This is a genomic window from Streptococcus sp. SCPM-O-B-23252 (M501), from assembly GCF_058200355.1.
The window spans coordinates 1,085,438-1,100,111 of record NZ_JBYQGS010000001.1; the positions used below are offsets into that span (position 1 = coordinate 1,085,438).

The 14,674-nt window shown below is 41.4% G+C and carries 18 protein-coding genes; 4 read left to right on the forward strand and 14 right to left on the reverse strand.

Annotated elements, in window-relative coordinates; genetic code table 11:
• Positions 1-85 precede the first annotated feature (85 nt).
• On the forward strand, positions 86-463 hold the full coding sequence (mscL, locus tag AC3E6G_RS05265) for a large conductance mechanosensitive channel protein MscL (protein ID WP_048689389.1): 378 nt from the start codon (positions 86-88) through the stop codon (positions 461-463).
• Between the two features lie 101 nt (positions 464-564).
• On the opposite strand, the gene rpsU is transcribed toward mscL, so the two are convergent.
• The 4 genes from rpsU to gla all read right to left on the reverse strand — a co-directional run bounded on the left by rpsU (position 565) and on the right by gla (position 2,845).
• On the reverse strand, positions 565-741 hold the full coding sequence (gene rpsU / locus AC3E6G_RS05270; RefSeq protein ID WP_000048054.1) for a 30S ribosomal protein S21: 177 nt from the start codon (positions 739-741) through the stop codon (positions 565-567).
• Between the two features lie 143 nt (positions 742-884).
• Entirely contained in the window at positions 885-1,196 is a 312-nt protein-coding gene (locus tag AC3E6G_RS05275) for a hypothetical protein (RefSeq protein WP_048689384.1), read from the reverse strand.
• Between the two features lie 30 nt (positions 1,197-1,226).
• Positions 1,227-1,850 (reverse strand): class I SAM-dependent methyltransferase, encoded by a 624-nt coding sequence (locus AC3E6G_RS05280; RefSeq protein WP_125329602.1) that lies wholly within the window; start codon positions 1,848-1,850, stop codon positions 1,227-1,229.
• A gap of 125 nt (positions 1,851-1,975) precedes the next feature.
• Positions 1,976-2,845 carry an aquaglyceroporin Gla gene (gene gla / locus AC3E6G_RS05285; protein ID WP_048689380.1) on the reverse strand — a complete coding sequence of 290 codons (870 nt, stop codon included), beginning with the start codon at positions 2,843-2,845 and terminating at the stop codon, positions 1,976-1,978.
• Positions 2,846-3,050: 205 nt separating this feature from the next.
• Here gla and AC3E6G_RS05290 point away from each other — a divergent pair, with 205 nt between their 5' ends.
• Positions 3,051-4,019 (forward strand): NAD(P)/FAD-dependent oxidoreductase, encoded by a 969-nt coding sequence (locus AC3E6G_RS05290; RefSeq protein ID WP_048689377.1) that lies wholly within the window; start codon positions 3,051-3,053, stop codon positions 4,017-4,019.
• 39 nt (positions 4,020-4,058) lie between these two features.
• On the opposite strand, the gene whiA is transcribed toward AC3E6G_RS05290, so the two are convergent.
• The 10 genes from whiA to cdaA all read right to left on the reverse strand — a co-directional run bounded on the left by whiA (position 4,059) and on the right by cdaA (position 12,361).
• A complete protein-coding gene (gene whiA / locus AC3E6G_RS05295) occupies positions 4,059-4,979 on the reverse strand; it encodes a DNA-binding protein WhiA (RefSeq protein WP_048689373.1) in 921 nt (306 codons plus the stop codon).
• Complete coding sequence (locus AC3E6G_RS05300; RefSeq protein ID WP_490700599.1) at positions 4,976-5,953, reverse strand: YvcK family protein; 978 nt, start codon at positions 5,951-5,953, stop codon at positions 4,976-4,978. The genes whiA and AC3E6G_RS05300 overlap by 4 nt, the downstream gene beginning before the upstream one ends.
• Positions 5,950-6,846: an RNase adapter RapZ gene (rapZ, locus tag AC3E6G_RS05305; protein ID WP_490700600.1), complete on the reverse strand. Its 897-nt coding sequence runs from the start codon at positions 6,844-6,846 to the stop codon at positions 5,950-5,952. Before rapZ ends, AC3E6G_RS05300 begins: the two co-directional genes overlap by 4 nt.
• Positions 6,847-6,957: 111 nt before the next feature.
• Entirely contained in the window at positions 6,958-7,335 is a 378-nt protein-coding gene (locus tag AC3E6G_RS05310; protein ID WP_125335397.1) for a RidA family protein, read from the reverse strand.
• Between the two features lie 16 nt (positions 7,336-7,351).
• A complete protein-coding gene (locus tag AC3E6G_RS05315) occupies positions 7,352-7,513 on the reverse strand; it encodes a hypothetical protein (protein WP_490700601.1) in 162 nt (53 codons plus the stop codon).
• A 23-nt stretch (positions 7,514-7,536) separates the two neighbouring features.
• A complete protein-coding gene (obgE, locus tag AC3E6G_RS05320; RefSeq protein ID WP_490700602.1) occupies positions 7,537-8,850 on the reverse strand; it encodes a GTPase ObgE in 1,314 nt (437 codons plus the stop codon).
• 45 nt (positions 8,851-8,895) lie between these two features.
• Positions 8,896-9,027, reverse strand: a complete 132-nt coding sequence (locus tag AC3E6G_RS05325; RefSeq protein WP_065426872.1) for a DUF4044 domain-containing protein — start codon at positions 9,025-9,027, stop codon at positions 8,896-8,898.
• 365 nt (positions 9,028-9,392) lie between these two features.
• Complete coding sequence (gene glmM / locus AC3E6G_RS05330) at positions 9,393-10,748, reverse strand: phosphoglucosamine mutase (RefSeq protein ID WP_490700603.1); 1,356 nt, start codon at positions 10,746-10,748, stop codon at positions 9,393-9,395.
• Between the two features lie 27 nt (positions 10,749-10,775).
• Positions 10,776-11,516, reverse strand: coding sequence for a CdaR family protein (locus AC3E6G_RS05335; RefSeq protein ID WP_048689349.1), 741 nt, complete (start codon positions 11,514-11,516; stop codon positions 10,776-10,778).
• Entirely contained in the window at positions 11,513-12,361 is an 849-nt protein-coding gene (cdaA, locus tag AC3E6G_RS05340; protein WP_048689347.1) for a diadenylate cyclase CdaA, read from the reverse strand. Before cdaA ends, AC3E6G_RS05335 begins: the two co-directional genes overlap by 4 nt.
• Positions 12,362-12,542: 181 nt before the next feature.
• Between cdaA and murT the strand changes: the two genes are divergently transcribed.
• Positions 12,543-13,883 carry a lipid II isoglutaminyl synthase subunit MurT gene (gene murT, locus AC3E6G_RS05345; RefSeq protein WP_048689344.1) on the forward strand — a complete coding sequence of 447 codons (1,341 nt, stop codon included), beginning with the start codon at positions 12,543-12,545 and terminating at the stop codon, positions 13,881-13,883.
• Entirely contained in the window at positions 13,883-14,671 is a 789-nt protein-coding gene (gatD, locus tag AC3E6G_RS05350; protein ID WP_048689341.1) for a lipid II isoglutaminyl synthase subunit GatD, read from the forward strand. Before murT ends, gatD begins: the two co-directional genes overlap by 1 nt.
• Positions 14,672-14,674: the final 3 nt, after the last annotated feature.

A 14,674-nucleotide genomic window follows, 5' to 3' on the forward strand; every position in this document is an offset into this window, starting at 1 on the left:
ATTTGAGCATATTTATTGAATACGAAAAAAATTTCAGTTATACTATGCTCTGTAAAAATTTATTATGAAAGGACATATTTAGGATATGTTAAAAGATTTGAAAGCTTTTCTCCTTCGTGGGAATATTGTTGACCTTGCTGTCGCAGTCGTTATCGGAGCTGCATTTGGAGCTATCGTAACATCATTTGTTAACGATATCATCACTCCACTTATTTTGAACCCAGCTATGAAAGCTGCTGGTGTTGAAAAGATTGCACAATTGTCATGGAACGGTGTTGCTTACGGTAGCTTCTTGAGCGCTGTTATCAACTTCCTTGTTGTTGGTACTGTTCTTTTCTTCGTAGTAAAAGCTGCTGAGAAAGCTCAAAACCTTGGTAAAAAAGAGGAAGCTGCTGAAGAAGAAGCTGCTCCTACTCAAGAAGAGTTGCTTGCTGAAATCCGCGACTTGCTTGCAAACAAATAATCAGATAAAAAGATCCGATCTTCTAGCTAGAAGGTCGGGTTTTTTATCTTCAATTTTTCTAGAGAAACAAAAAACAGACCGAAGTCTGTTCTTGTATTCAATTAGAATTTTTTACGTTTACGAGCTGCTTCTGATTTACGTTTACGTTTTACAGAAGGTTTTTCATAGAATTCACGTTTGCGTGTTTCTTGAAGAGTACCAGCTTTAGTAACCGCGCGTTTGAAACGACGAAGAGCATCGTCAAGAGATTCATTCTTACGTACTACTGTTTTTGACATGTTTTTCACTCCCTTCAAGTTCAAGATCTATTCTATTCTACACGGAATTCTGTAGATTGTCAAGAAAAAGTTAAAGGAATTCATCTCTCACCATCATCTTAGCTTCAAAACTGTGCTAGAATTTCAGATTTTGGAAAATCCTTTCATTCATAACGATCATAAAGCTTTGACACTACTTGTTCGAATGCTTCCAATTCCTCCCAATAATTCGTTGGGAGATTGCGAATTCTACTTAGATCATTTGGATCAAAATGATAGACCATATGGCGCAAAATTTGACATTCAATCCAACGTAAGTCTTTCAGTTGCTCAAGACTAACAGAATCCATCCTTTCTAGATACTGACAAAGAGCAACAAGTGCGTCTGAATGAAACTCTTTCTCCTCATGCAAATAATATAGAAAACTAAAATAACCAGCTCTTCTATTATCTTTTATTATATTCCTTTCTTTCATCCCTACTCCTAATAATAAGCATTTACTGACTTAATTCGTCTCTTTTACAATCTTATAAAGAATCCATCGCCCACTCTTCTGACTTGTTAAAAGATTCAGTCCTTTTGACGACAAGAACTTACTAAACTCATCCTCCACTTTGAATTGTGGCAAGAAATAAACTAATTTTTGCCATTCACAAGCTAGCAAAAGCAGTCCATCTGATGTAAGAACTCTTCTTAACTCCGTAAATGAAGTCTCTATATCCTCCCAATGAAAATGCGTTTGAAAGCCTGTTATTAAATCAAACGTTTCATCAGGATAACCTGTCTTTCTAACATCTTTTCGTTCAAACTTAAGGTTTAAACTTTCCGAATCCTTCGCTTCTGAGATAGCAGTTGCTGAACTATCGATTCCTATAACTGTACTTCTTGGATAGATTTCTTTCAAAAAGATACTTGAACGACCGTTTCCTACTCCTACATCTAGTATTCTATGGACATCATTTTTATCCAGTTGTCTGGTTGCCCACACATACATAGGAAAATAAGTATAATTCCAAATTTTCATCATTCCTTTCCCGAGTATTCCTGTAGGATTCTTTGACTGCTGAATTAGATGATGCATTAAGAAATATAAAAATAATAAGCAGATGGTAATAATTATAATTAACAAGCTACTAACTCCTTTATTAAAATAACACAATTAAAGCCCCATAAAAAAACAGACTTAATTATTGTTTCTACACGAAACTTTCTTAAAAAACACTTTCCGTAATGTCTACGAAAAGTGTTCTGGTCTTACTTATAAAGGAAGGTAAAGAGGGCAATAGCAACGATTGCAGCCAAGATTGGTGCTACAACTGGTACCCAAGCGTACCACCATTTTGAATCTCCCTTGTGTTCACCTAAAACAGATTTTGGAAGGAAAGCGTGAACCAAACGTGGACCAAGGTCACGTGCAGGGTTCAAACCAGGTCCTGTAGGACCACCAAGTGATGTCACCAAAGCCATAACGAGGAATCCAAGTGCCAAGTGAGCCACTCCTAAACCAGGAGCATGTGCTTGTGACAAAGCCAATTTTGCGGCTGTTGAAGAAGCATCAAAAATCCCTCCCTGCTCAGTCGCTGCTCTTTGAGCTAGAGAAGCAACCTCTGCACCAAAGAAGTGTTTTGTCAAGGCAAGTGCACCGAAGAAAAGGACGAATGATCCAGCAAACTCATTGACGAAACCATTGATGGTTGCTGCTTTACGTGATTCTGGAGTTCCTTTATCCAAGCTAGAAATCGTTGAGAATGTTCCCAAGATATTGTTTGGATTTTCAGTTTGAAGGTAGTAAGGACGGTGAGTCGCAACGACAACCAATTGCCCAAACATAGCCCCAAGAAGTTGAGCAACGATGTAGTATAAAACATTTTCCCAAGGGAAGAGTCCGCTAACTGCAAGACCAATCGTAAAGGCAGGGTTGATATGGTTACCAGAAACGTTACCAAACATCAAGGCTGGCATCATAACACCTATTCCGTAGCCAATCGCAATCACGAGCCATCCACTTTGATGCCCCTTGGTACCCTTCAACTCAACGTTTGCAACGGCACCATTTCCTAAAATAATCAATAATGCTGTTGCAATAAATTCGGTCGCAACTTTAACCCAAAAATCAAATTGCATTTTTGAATAATCTCCTTATAAAAAAAATAATAATAATTTATTCTAACAGATTATCGAACACTTGTAAATAAACCGAACATTATTTTTAAAAAATATATCTCAATCCCCTGATTCATTCTTTTTAATCCTTGTACCCTCCTCCACTTTCTATTTATCTCCGAATTATGATACAATAGGACTAGTTACACATCACAAAGGAGATCTCATGTCTGAAATCTATGACATTACCATTATCGGTGGAGGCCCTGTAGGACTCTTTGCTGCCTTCTATGGCCATATGCGTCAAGTAAAAGTAAAATTGATTGATTCCCTTCCTCAACTAGGTGGTCAACCCGCTATTCTCTATCCTGAAAAACGAATCCTGGATGTCCCTGGTTTTACGAACCTGACTGGAGAAGAATTGTCCCAACGGTTGATCGATCAATTAGAAACATTCGAGACTGACATTTGTCTGAACGAAACCGTTTTGGACATTCGTAAAAACGAGAATCACTTCCTCATTGAAACCAATAAAGACCAGCATTTCAGTCGTGCTGTTATTATTGCGATGGGTGGTGGTGCCTTTAAACCTCGTCCTTTAGAAGTGGATGGGGCTGAAGAATTCGAGAACGTTCACTACCATGTTTCAAATATCCAACAATATGCCGGCAAACAAGTTGCTATTCTAGGAGGAGGAGATTCAGCAGTCGATTGGGCTCTAGCCTTTGAAAAAATCGCACCGACAACTCTGGTCCATCGTCGTGATAATTTCCGCGCTCTCGAACACAGTGTTGAAGAATTGAAGGCTTCGTCCGTCTCTATTCAAACTCCTTATGTTCCTAGCCGTTTAATCGGAGAAAATGGCCATGCTAGCCATCTGGAAATTAGCAAGGTTAAATCAGATGAAACCCAATTACTCCCCATCGATGAACTCTTTGTCAACTATGGCTTTAAATCATCCGTTGGGAAATTGAAAGAATGGGGCTTGGACCTCCAACGCCATAAGATCCTCGTGAACCGCAAACAAGAGACCAGCCGAGAAGGCATCTACGCTTGTGGCGACTGTTGCTTCTACGAAGGAAAAATCGATTTGATTGCTACTGGTCTGGGCGAGGCTCCGACTGCGGTAAATAATGCGATAAACTACATTTATCCAGACAAGAAAGTTCAACCAGTCCACTCGACTAGCTTATAAGAAGAAACCTTTGAATCAACTGATTCAAAGGTTTTTTTCTTATAGTTCATCTAGCTCGTCTGCTATCTTATTGATTTTTCGCAAGCGATGATTGACGCCACTTTTGGTTAAGGGAGTTTTCAAGGCATCCGCAATTTGCTGGATAGAATAGTCGGGATTCTGGATTCGAACATAGGCAACTTCCTGAAGCTCGACAGGAAGACCACCTAATCCGATGGTATCCATGATTTTGACGATATTGTTAATGGTCTTCATACTAGCTGTGACCGTCCGCGCAATATTGGCCATTTCAGCATTATTGGCTCGATTGAGATCATTGCGCGCTTCTCGCATGACCTTGACAGACTCAAATTCTTCCAAAGCCTGCTTGGCTTCTACCAAGATGAGGAAATCAATAATATCCTCTGCCCTCTGCAAATAGGTGACGACTCCTTTTTTGCGTTCGATGGTCTTGGCATCTAACAAAAAGTGTTGCATCAGGTTGGCCAAGTCCTGAGCATGATCAGAATAAACAGAGCTAATTTCTAATTGATAGCGACCAGACTCCGGATCCTTGATGGTCCCACTTGCTAAGAAAGCACCTCTCAGATAAGCTCGACTTGCTTCATCTTCTTCTAAAATTCTTGGGTCAATCCCTGTCTCAATACCAAAGAAAGAATCTGCTAAGTGCAGGTCTGCAAGAATCTCTTCGACTTTTTCATCAATAGAAACAGTATAGACGCGATTCTTTTTTAAATTGGTTTTTTGGTGGTGACGAATGTCCGATTTGACCTGATAAAATTCTACAATCAATTCGTAGATATGGCGGGCAATCTTAGCATTCTCCGTGGTCAGAGACAAACTTAAGCCCCCCATACTTAGACCCAAACTACCTGACATCTTAATTAGAGCAGATAACTCACTTTTCTCAAAGCGGTGAAGGGTCAAGAGCTCTTCTTTTACTTTAATGGTAAAACTCATTTAATCACCTGTACAATTTGCATCAGTTCATCCACAACAGCTTCTCCATCATGGAAGGCGCCGCCGTTTTCCAAGCGAAGGAAATTGCTTGAAATAACTCGGGGAACCTGCGATTTTAGACCTGCGAAATCATGTTCTACTTGAACCAGGTATTCATCAAAGCGATTCGTATCCATATATTCTTGAGGTACTTTTTCAATATTAACCAAAACAGTATCAATAAAGGGCTTCTTCAAGTGTTTATGAAGAACGGAAACATGGTCACTATCGGTAAAGTGTTCTGTCTCCCCACGTTGAGTCATGATATTGCAGACATAAGCGACCTCTGCTTTTGTTTCAAGCAAGGCCTGACCAATTTCTTCAATCACTAGATTAGGAAGAATCGATGTAAAGAGAGATCCTGGTCCTAAAATCACCATATCACTTTCTAAAATCGCATCTACTACTTTTCGACTCGCTTTCGGCGTCTCATCGTCATAGGTATTGGTGACATAGACATAATCAATCATGCCCTCATGATGGGAGATTTCACTCTCACCAGCCACCTCTGACCCATCCATAAAGACGGCATGAAGGGTCAATGGTGTATCACTAGAAGGATATATTTTTCCTGTCGTATGGAAAAATTTAGTCAGCAATTGCATGGCATTATAGGTTGAGCCCTGCATTTCAGAAATCCCTGCAATAATCAAATTTCCTAGAGGGTGCCCAGCTAGTGGTCCATCGTCTTCCGCAAAACGGTATTGAAAGACTTTTTCATAAAAGCGAGGCATATCTGACATGGCTACTAGCACATTTCGCAAGTCGCCCGGTGGTGTCAATTGATGAATATTTTTTCGAAGTTCACCAGAACTACCCCCATCATCTGCTACTGTTACAATGGCTGTAATTTCAACATCTTTTTTTCGAAGGCTGTCCAAAATAACGGAAATCCCTGTACCACCTCCGATGACGGTCATCTTTGGTTTTCTCATGAGCGATTCACCGTTTCTTTCCGTCGGTCTTTGTCGCGATGACTCATATTCACCGTCCAATCTTTTGCTAGATCCCGTCCAAGACGAGCTGCAAAGGCTACTGAACGGTGTTGACCACCTGTACAGCCCACTGCGATTGTCAAAACAGATTTCCCTTCTCGTTTGTATGCGGGCAAGATAGGAGCAAGCAAATCATAGAGATGACGATAAAACTCCTCTGACTCTTGATGGTCCATGACATAGTTATAGACATCATCATCCAAGCCTGTTTGATTCCGTAGCTCTGATTTGTAATAAGGATTCGGTAGGAAACGAACATCAAAGACCAAGTCCGCATCTAAAGGCAAACCATACTTAAAGCCAAAGGACATGACTTCAATCCGAAACTCAGGCTGGCTATCTTGTCTAGAGAACTGTTCAGCAATCACTTTTCGAAGATTACGAGGAGTTAATTCCGTCGTATCAATGACATTTTGGCTCATGTTTTTTAGCGGAGCCAAAAGTTCCCGTTCCAACGTAATCCCATCCAAGACACGCCCATCAGCTGCGAGTGGGTGACTCCGACGAGTCTCTTTATAGCGCGCAACCAATTCACTATCGGTCGCATCCAAAAAGAGAATTTTAAAATCAATTCCTTCGTGGTTCTCTAATTCGTCCAAAATGGAGCGAATTTCTGCGAAGAAAGACCGGCTCCGCATATCCACAACGAGAGCCAACTTGTTATTGTCCATCGACAGTTGAATCAGCTCAATAAATTTAGGCAAGAGAGCTGGTGGCATATTGTCGATGGTGAAATACCCCATATCTTCAAAGGATTGAATGGCTACGGTCTTCCCCGCACCACTCATTCCTGTCACAATAACCAGTTGAATTGTTTTTTCTGTATCTGTCATCCTAATCACCTTTTCCTTACAAAAAAGGAGGAGACCATCATCTTTCCAGTTGGTCAGTCGATGGCTCTCACTCCAGCATTCTTATTTCCCGAATGCATTCCTCTATTCAGACTATACTTCTGCAATGACTTCAATTTCAACTTTGACGTCGCGTGGCAAGCGAGCCACTTCTACTGCAGAACGTGCTGGAAATTCACTTGAAAATGCTGTTTTGTAGACCTCGTTAAAAGGGACAAAATCATTCATATCACTTAAGAAACAGGTTGTTTTAACCACGTGATCAAAGTCCGTTCCAGCTTCCTCAAGGATAGCAGCAATATTCTTCAACACTTGCTGGGTTTGTTCTTGGATAGTTTCTCCAACAATTTCACCTGTTTCTGGTGAAAGCGGAACTTGCCCACTTGCAAATAAAAGATTGCCCACAATTTTTCCTTGAACATAAGGTCCAATTGCTGCTGGTGCTTTGTCTGTGTGAATTGTTTTTGCCATTTTCTTCTCCTGATTCCTAATTCTCACTGGATATTGCTAATTTTTCCCGTTCTAACCGTAACTTACGATTGGGATTCAGCTTATTAAAGAGTTCTTCCAATTTTTCTGCATTCCAAACGTCTGCAGCAGAGACAAAATTTCCGTCTTTATCACGAAAGGATATAGGTTTATCTCCCATCTTCTTCTCCTCTTTACATCTAACTAGTCAACAAATTCAAATTCAAATTTACCGATCCGAACGATATCTCCGTCTTTGGCACCACGCGCACGAAGGGCCTCATCAACACCCATTCCACGCAATTGACGCGCAAATTTCATGACAGACTCGTCGCGATCAAAATTGGTCATATTGAAGAGCTTCTCTAGCTTATCACCTGACAAGATCCAAGAAGCATCATCATCGCGATTGATCTCGAAGGCTGGTTGGTCCTCATCAAAGCCGTAGTAAACTTCTTCTTGCGCCATATCTTCTTCTGTATAGAGCAAGAATTCTGGTGTTTTGTCTAACAAATCTGCTGTTGCTTCTAATAAGTTGTCCAAACCTTGATGCGCCAAACTAGAGATTGGGAAGATTTGTGGTAGTTCATCAAACTCGTCGTAGTTGGCTGCCAATTTTTTCTTGAACTCTTTCAAATTTTCCTGGCTCTCTGGCATATCCATCTTATTCGCCACGATAATCTGAGGACGTTCCATCAAGCGAAGGTTATATGTTTCAAGCTCTTTGTTGATTTGAATGTAATCTTCATAAGGATCTCGTCCTTCACTGGCTGACATATCGATGACATGCAAGATAACACGGGTGCGCTCGATGTGACGGAGGAACTGAGTTCCTAGTCCTACCCCTTGGCTAGCTCCTTCAATCAATCCAGGAAGGTCTGCGACTGCAAAGGATTCACCTGACGGCGTCCGAACCATCCCCAAGTTTGGAACGATAGTTGTAAAATGATAGGCTCCGATTTTTGGTTTGGCAGATGTAATCACACTGAGAAGAGTTGATTTTCCTACTGATGGGAAGCCAACTAAACCAACGTCTGCCAAGACTTTGAGCTCTAATTCGAGTTCGCGTTCCTGACCAGGTTCCCCATTTTCTGAAATCTCAGGTGCTGGATTTTTAGGAGTGGCAAAACGGATATTTCCGCGTCCTCCACGTCCACCATGGGCAACAATGTACTCTTGCCCATTTTCAACCAAGTCGGTAATGACCTTGCCTGTCTCAGCATCTCGGACAGTCGTTCCTTGGGGAACTCGTACATAGAGATCTTCTGCTCCCCGTCCGTGCATTCCTTTGGTCATTCCCTTTTCCCCATTTTGGGCTTTGAAATGCCGGTTATAGCGGAAGTCCATCAGCGTGCGCAAACCTTCGTCTACAACGAAGATCACATTGCCTCCGCGTCCTCCATCACCACCCCAAGGACCGCCATTGGGAACATACTTTTCACGGCGAAAGGCCACCATGCCATCGCCGCCATTTCCAGCCTTGACCTTAATCTTGGCTGTATCTAAAAACATACTCATAGTTTATCGTTTTCCTTTTATAACCAAGTGTTGCTTGGTAGTCCCTTAGTAGGATAGTGCACCCAAAGCTGCAGCAAAGATTGCTCCAACCGTTACAATCAACATAATTACAATGACCACCATGGTCAATTTTTCAAAGAAAGTTTTTTTGCGTTTTCCGTTATCTCCAAAAGCCACGTTTTTTACCTCAATTACAATAAATTCATTAGCCCTATTTTACCACGAATAAGGGCATTTTTCAAACATCCACCTCTATACGAAACAGGACTATTGGATGAAATAATTTTTTAAACATCCACACTTGTTCAAATCCCTTTTCATCTAACTAACAAAAAAGACTGGAAAATTCCAGCCTTTTAAAAACAATGATATTAAAGTTATTTCTTTAGGATAAGCCAAGATCAGTTTGTTTCCTGCTTGAATGACTTGAACAAAAGTAATTGAAAAGAGAACTGTTGTCATGAGGGCTATGGGCCTCATCATTCAACGTATTTTTTCAGCCAACCTTTTAAACTCTATTTTAGAAAGTTTACTTCTATTATTTAAACTTCAAGACCAATTTTATCTTTGACTACTGCAGCAATGGTATCCACATAGTAGTCTACTTCTTCATGGGTTGGTGCTTCTGCCATGACACGGAGAAGAGGTTCTGTACCACTTGGACGGACTAGGATACGACCATTCCCAGCCATTTCAGCTTCCATCTTTTCAATAATCGCGCGAATAGCAGGTACTTCCATCGCCTTATCTTTCATGCTATTTTCAACACGGATATTGACCAATTTTTGAGGATAGATGGTAACTTCTGATGCAAGGTCTGATAATGTACGACCAGTTTCTTGCATAATCTTGGTCAATTGAACGGCACTCATCTGACCATCTCCAGTGGTATTGTAGTCCATGACAATCACGTGACCAGACTGTTCACCACCTAGATTGTAACCAGACTTCCTCATCTCTTCGACCACATAGCGGTCTCCAACAGCAGTCACAACCTTGTTAATCCCCTTGGCATCCAAAGCCTTATGGAAACCTAGATTAGACATGACGGTCGTTACGATGGTGTTATCTTTTAAGAGGCCCTTATCAGAAAGATAAGTCCCAATGATGTACATGATTTTATCACCATCCACTAGTTCCCCATTTTCATCAACTGCAATCAAACGATCACTATCACCATCAAAAGCCAAACCAATAGCCGCACCAGATTCTCGGACAGCCTCTTGCAAAGCCTCAGGATGGGTTGAACCTACTTGGTCATTGATATTGAGACCATTTGGGCTTTCGCCAATAACTGTCAAACGTGCTCCTAGGTCAGCAAAGACTTGACGGGCACTTGTAGATGCGGAACCATTCGCAGCATCAAGAGCTACGTGCATTCCTTCCAGCTGGGTTCCAGTTGAAACTAAGTATTCTTGATACTTACGAAGTCCTTCTGGATAATCCATCACGGTTCCAAGACCTTCCGCACTTGGACGAGGGAGAGTATCAGACTCCGCATCCAATAAGGCTTCTATCTCTAATTCACGGTCATCATCCAGTTTATAGCCGTCATTCCCAAAAAATTTGATTCCATTGTCTAGAGCTGGATTATGACTGGCAGAAATCATGACCCCAGCACTTGCCCCTTCAGAACGAACCAAATAAGCTACACCTGGTGTCGCGATGACACCGAGTTTATAAACTTTAATCCCTACAGATAGGAGACCTGCTACGAGAGCACTTTCTAACATTTCACCAGAAATACGTGTATCTCGTCCTACGAAAACAAGTGGAGTTTCTTTTTCATGTTGACTGAGGACATAACCTCCGTATCGACCGAGCTTAAAGGCCAACTCTGGCGTCAATTCGACGTTTGCTTCTCCACGGACTCCGTCCGTTCCAAAATATTTACCCATTATGATATTCCTTTCGATGAATCTATATTAATTGCTATTATGTGATGAAGAACTGGTCGATGAAGAGCTGGAACTTGTTTGTTTCAACTCAACCTTCATGTAGAGTTCTGATGGAGAGATAATGACTGGTAAATCATTCCCTTCACTATCTACTGCCTTCATTGATACGGTTGCAGTGTAGGTATTGTTCAAGAGATCTCCTTCAGGGAAGATGGCTTCCACATGATCAATTTTAGCTAAAGTATCTTGGTCACTTGTCACAGATACTTCATCTTCAGAGAAAGTAACATGTGAGAGACTCCACCCTGGAGCAATCTGTTTATCAGGTATAGTGACGGAAACATCAAACTTTTTCGTCATCTTCTTACCAATTTTTGCAGTTACCCTCTGAGGCTCGATGGTTGCTGTTAAACCAGAAGGTAAGCCTTCAATATTTAATGTGATTTCATGCTGGCCTTCTTTCAGATCACTTAAATCAGCAACCACTTTAAATTTACGAGTACTAGCCTGCATCTCTGATGCTAAGGCAACACGGTTAGATCCTTTCAGAAAGACTGTCACTTCTGAACTAATCCCACTGACAAAATATTTACTATCGTTGTATTTTACATCAATCGGAATATTGGTAAGAGTATTGGTGTAAGTTTCAGAACTCACTTGACGGGCACTACTGTTATTCTGGAAATTAACAGAGGTTGCATTGATGAATAAGAGACTTGAGAAAAAGACGGAGGTCACGATATAGACAATTTTTCTTTTTGGAATCATTTGATACGTCCTCCAAAAATTCTTGATTTCAAATCTTTTTTTCCTTGATCTTCTGGAATAATGAAAGAACGCAACTCTTGTTCGAATTCTTCGATACTGAGGTCGTGTCTAAAACTTCCATTTCTCGTTATAGAGATACCACCTGTTTCTTCCGAAATAACAAAGGTGAAGGCATCACTTACCTCGGATAAGCCGATGGCTGCCCGGTGCCGTGTACCGAACTCTTTTGAAATCCCAGTACTTTCTGTTAAGGGGAGATAGGCACAAGATACAGCAATTTTATCATTGGTGACAATCACTGCCCCATCGTGAAGCGGGGTGTTGGGGATAAAAATATTAATCAGAAGTTCACCCGAAACATCTGCATCAAGGGGAATACCAGTAGAAATATATTCTTGAAGGGTTCTACTTCCTTGAATCGCAACCAAGGCACCAATCTTCCGAGGGCTCATATAAGCAACCGCTTTTACATAAGATTGAACCAATTTTTCTTCAGTACTAATTTGATTGGTTGAGAAAAATTCAGTGGCTCGACCTAATCGTTCTAATCCCGTCCGAATTTCCGGAGAGAAAATCACTACCGCAGCAATGACCCCGTATGTGATGATTTGGTTAATCAACCAAGAAATGGTCGTCAAGCCAATCATATTGGCAACTAACTCAAATAAGAAAAAGGTCAAAACACCACGCACCAAAATCATAATTTTAGTGCCGACAATGGCTTTGATAAAATAATACAGTAACCAAGCCACTAGGGCAATGTCAATAAGGTTGACAACCACACTCCAGGGAGTGGGAAATAAACTAGCCCAATACTGGGGATTTGACAGTTGTTGGATGTTCACAATCTCATACCTACCACTTCTCTTCTAGGCTTTTCGCGCGACTAACCATTGTAGATACTTACTGGCAACAGCAGAGCTTCTAGAAAATGGATAGCGCGTTCAAACCACTCCACATCATTATATCATGTTTCAACAGATTTTTCTGTAACCTTCTGTTGCTTTTTGTGATAAAATATGAATTATGAAGATTAAGACTAGTATGGGGCTTATCGCCGGAAAAATGAGCAGTCACCTCTTGCGTATGCTTGGACGTGGCTCTACCCTTCCCGGAAAAATCGCCCTTCAAATTGATAAAGACATTTTACAACATCTGGGCCAGAACTACGAAATTGTGGTTATCACTGGTACGAATGGGAAAACACTAACAACAGCTCTCACTGTTGGGATTCTTCAGGAGGCTTTCGGACCTATCGTGACCAATCCTAGTGGTGCCAATATGATTTCAGGGATTACGACTACTTTCTTGAACGCAAAAGGTTCTTCTGGTCGTCCGATCGCTGTTCTTGAAATTGATGAAGCCAGTCTGTCTCGGATTTGTGACTACATCACACCGACCTTGTTTGTGATCACCAATATCTTCCGCGATCAAATGGACCGCTACGGAGAAATCTACACAACTTATCGGATGATTTTAGATGGGATTAAAAAAGCGCCTCAAGCAACTGTTTTGATGAATGGGGATAGTCCTCTTTTCCATACCCTTCCCCTACCAAATCCCGTTCAATATTTTGGCTTTGAGACGGAAAAAACTGCTCCACAGCTAGCTCATTACAATACAGAAGGTATCGTCTGCCCAGAATGTCATAGAATCTTGACCTACCACTTGAATACCTATGCCAATCTGGGAGATTACATTTGTGAAAGCTGTGGCTTCCACCGTCCTCCTTTAACAGTCGCTGTCGATGAATTGACCGAGCTGACCAATACTTCTTCTCACTTTAAGATCAACGGTACAAACTACCACATTAATATTGGGGGCCTATACAATATTTACAACGCCCTTGCTGCAGTTGCGGTGGCCCATTATTTTGATGTAAGCCCAGACGTCATTAAGCGTGGTTTCGATAAGAGTAAGGCTGTCTTTGGTCGTCAGGAAACCTTTAAGATTGGGGATAAAGAATGTACCCTAATCCTGATCAAAAACCCGGTTGGAGCTACTCAGGCTATTGAAATGATCAAACTAGCGCCGTATCCCTTCAGTTTGTCCGTTCTTCTCAACGCCAACTATGCAGATGGGATTGATACCAGCTGGATCTGGGATGCCGACTTTGAGCAAATCACCCAGATGGACATTCCAGAAATCAACGCCGGTGGGGTACGCCACTCAGAAATTGCTCGACGACTTCGGGTTACAGGCTATCCGTCTGACCAGATTACTGAAAATGCAAAATTAGAGGATGTCTTTACCCAGATTAAAGGACAGGCTACTCCTCACGCCTATATTTTAGCCACCTATACGGCCATGCTAGAATTCCGTGAATTGCTAGCTCAAGAACACCTGATTGAAAAGGAGATGAATTAATGACGTATACTTCACTACAATCCCCTGATCAGGAAAACTACCAATATGAATTGAGAATTGCCCATCTTTATGGGAATCTGATGAATACTTATGGGGACAATGGAAATATCCTCATGCTCAAGTACGTTGCGGAGAAACTTGGTGCTCATGTCACTGTGGATATCGTTTCTCTCAAAGACCGCTTTGATCCAGAAGTCTACGATATTGCCTTTTTCGGTGGAGGCCAAGACTACGAACAGACCATTGTATCAGAAGATCTACCAGATAAAAAAGAAGACATCGAACGCTTCATTCATAACGATGGGGTGGTCCTTGCTATCTGTGGTGGATTTCAGCTTCTAGGCCAGTACTATATTGAAGCTTCTGGTAAACGCATTGAGGGACTTGGTATTATGGGGCACTATACCCTCAACCAAGTCAACAATCGCTATATTGGAGACATCAAGATCCATAATGAAGAGTTCAATGAAACCTACTATGGTTTTGAGAACCACCAAGGTCGGACCTTCTTGGCAGAGGATGAAAAACCGCTGGGCAAGGTCGTCTACGGAAATGGGAACAATAAAGAAGATGGTTGCGAAGGCGTTCATTACAAAAACGTCTTTGGTAGCTACTTCCACGGCCCTATCTTGTCTCGCAACGCCAATTTGGCCTATCGCTTGGTGACAACAGCTCTAAAGAAAAAATATGGACAAGACATCGTCTTAGCGACTTACAATGATATCTTAAGCCTTGAAAAAGCAGAAGAATACGCTGATGTGAAAAGCAAAGCTGAAATAGAAGAATAGGGA

Coding starts and splice junctions, on each gene's coding strand:
- mscL (WP_048689389.1), top strand. CDS start 86: ATGTTAAAAGATTTGAAAGCTTTTCTCCTTCGTGGGAATATTGTTGAC.
- AC3E6G_RS05335 (WP_048689349.1), bottom strand. CDS start 11,516: ATGATTCCAAAAAGAAAAATTGTCTATATCGTGACCTCCGTCTTTTTC.
- rpsU (WP_000048054.1), bottom strand. CDS start 741: ATGTCAAAAACAGTAGTACGTAAGAATGAATCTCTTGACGATGCTCTT.
- glmM (WP_490700603.1), bottom strand. CDS start 10,748: ATGGGTAAATATTTTGGAACGGACGGAGTCCGTGGAGAAGCAAACGTC.
- gatD (WP_048689341.1), top strand. CDS start 13,883: ATGACGTATACTTCACTACAATCCCCTGATCAGGAAAACTACCAATAT.
- whiA (WP_048689373.1), bottom strand. CDS start 4,979: ATGAGTTTTACCATTAAAGTAAAAGAAGAGCTCTTGACCCTTCACCGC.
- AC3E6G_RS05290 (WP_048689377.1), top strand. CDS start 3,051: ATGTCTGAAATCTATGACATTACCATTATCGGTGGAGGCCCTGTAGGA.
- obgE (WP_490700602.1), bottom strand. CDS start 8,850: ATGAGTATGTTTTTAGATACAGCCAAGATTAAGGTCAAGGCTGGAAAT.
- AC3E6G_RS05300 (WP_490700599.1), bottom strand. CDS start 5,953: ATGAGAAAACCAAAGATGACCGTCATCGGAGGTGGTACAGGGATTTCC.
- murT (WP_048689344.1), top strand. CDS start 12,543: ATGAAGATTAAGACTAGTATGGGGCTTATCGCCGGAAAAATGAGCAGT.
- AC3E6G_RS05315 (WP_490700601.1), bottom strand. CDS start 7,513: ATGGGAGATAAACCTATATCCTTTCGTGATAAAGACGGAAATTTTGTC.
- gla (WP_048689380.1), bottom strand. CDS start 2,845: ATGCAATTTGATTTTTGGGTTAAAGTTGCGACCGAATTTATTGCAACA.
- AC3E6G_RS05310 (WP_125335397.1), bottom strand. CDS start 7,335: ATGGCAAAAACAATTCACACAGACAAAGCACCAGCAGCAATTGGACCT.
- AC3E6G_RS05275 (WP_048689384.1), bottom strand. CDS start 1,196: ATGAAAGAAAGGAATATAATAAAAGATAATAGAAGAGCTGGTTATTTT.
- rapZ (WP_490700600.1), bottom strand. CDS start 6,846: ATGACAGATACAGAAAAAACAATTCAACTGGTTATTGTGACAGGAATG.